Genomic DNA, 1,544 nt, shown 5'->3' on the forward strand with positions numbered 1-1,544 from the left:
AGGGACTTCCAGAGAATAAAATACCCAACAAAAAAATAGAAAAGTGTTTTTTTGAAAAAGTAATTATTTTTGTCTAGGAAAACAAAGAGTCTCCCATTACAACCTATTTTTCCGAAAAAATAGGCAGCACAAACTCTTATACTTCCGAGCTTTTTCGAGTATAACAAGGACAAGTTAAAGAATCAAAGACAGTTTTTAGCTAACCATCTTAGTTAACTACAAACTAGGTCTTATCATAATAGATATCAATAAACCATTGTCCCAAATCGGGAAAGTCTTGATTCGTTGATTCTGTGAGACGTTCGATTTTTTCTTCGATTTTTTCCAGGGCTTTTTTAGTAAGCTTTACTCCTTTTTCATAAGTTTCAGTAATCAACTTAACAATCGGGTGTTTTCCTTTCCAAGTCATAGTTTGGGCGAATTTCAAAGCCGTTTCGATTTCATCTAAAATACTCCCATTCCAATGGTTTTCTAACACAGCCCAGGTTCGTTCAATAGGATTATATTTACTATGGTAAGGGGGATAGTAAGCTAAACGTATATTAACTTGATATTTTTGGGAAAACTCAACTATACGTTTCATGAACTGAGTTCGTCTCGAATTATTTTCTGGTCCATTATCTTGATTAATTATCAAAGTTTTAATTTTCTCAAAACGAGATTTTTTCGACTCCCAGAAATCTTCTAATATATCAACAATAAAGTCACTGGTGACTGTGGAGGCAGTGAAATACAAAAACAACTCATCAAATTCTGGAATAAATATTCCCTAAGGGGTTAGGGTTGTTTTCGGATTAAAATCATGATCGTTTGTTTCGACAGTTATTCTATTCTTACCTCCTCGATCAAATAGTCCAATATTAACACGGGCTTTGGCATCCAAACTAAGACGTAACATCGTAGGGTCTTCATCCGCTTCCCGATTAATGTTAGCTAATTCCTCAAAGATTGCCTCGGTTTCTGGAATTTTTTTTGAGGTAAAACTTTAGCGACTCTTTTCAGACGATAACCTAAGTTATTTAATTTAACCCGAATAGTTTCCTCGCTCGGTAAATCCTCATCACTGTACCCATATTTAGAGATTAATTGCTTTCGGACTTCGGCCGCACTCAGTCTCACATAAAGCCTTTGGCTTTTAAAACTTGGGTCAGTTTGGCTTTGAGAATCCACTAAACTTTTGATGTTTTCCAATAGAAAAGGTAAATGTTCTTCTGCTTTTTTCCGCCCCTTAGCTGAATGATTATCAACACAAATAATACCTCTTTTTAGTTCTTTAATTCCTTTACGAATAGTAGTTCGATTCCAGCCTAACTCCTGTGCAGCAAGGGTTTGTCCCCCATAGCCTAATTCTAAGACTGTTTGGGCCATGAATCTTCTTTTAGCTGCACCTTTTAATTGAAGTGCAGTTTCACTGAGCAATTTCTTGAGGGAATCAGTTAATTCCATATACACTTACAAAGAAAAACTTGATTAATAATGTACAGGATTAATTCTACTACAAAATTGGAAGGAGGAGGCAACCATCGACCCCTACCTCCTACACT

The 1,544-nt window shown here is 35.6% G+C and carries 1 pseudogene; it reads right to left on the minus strand.

Features of this window, described 5'->3' with window-relative positions:
• Nucleotides 1-223: 223 nt before the first annotated feature.
• Nucleotides 224-1,446, minus strand: a pseudogene (locus O9332_RS21170) (ISAzo13-like element ISMae28 family transposase).
• Nucleotides 1,447-1,544: the final 98 nt, after the last annotated feature.

Source organism: Microcystis sp. LE19-10.1B (genome assembly GCF_027530565.1).
Classification (GTDB): domain Bacteria; phylum Cyanobacteriota; class Cyanobacteriia; order Cyanobacteriales; family Microcystaceae; genus Microcystis; species Microcystis aeruginosa.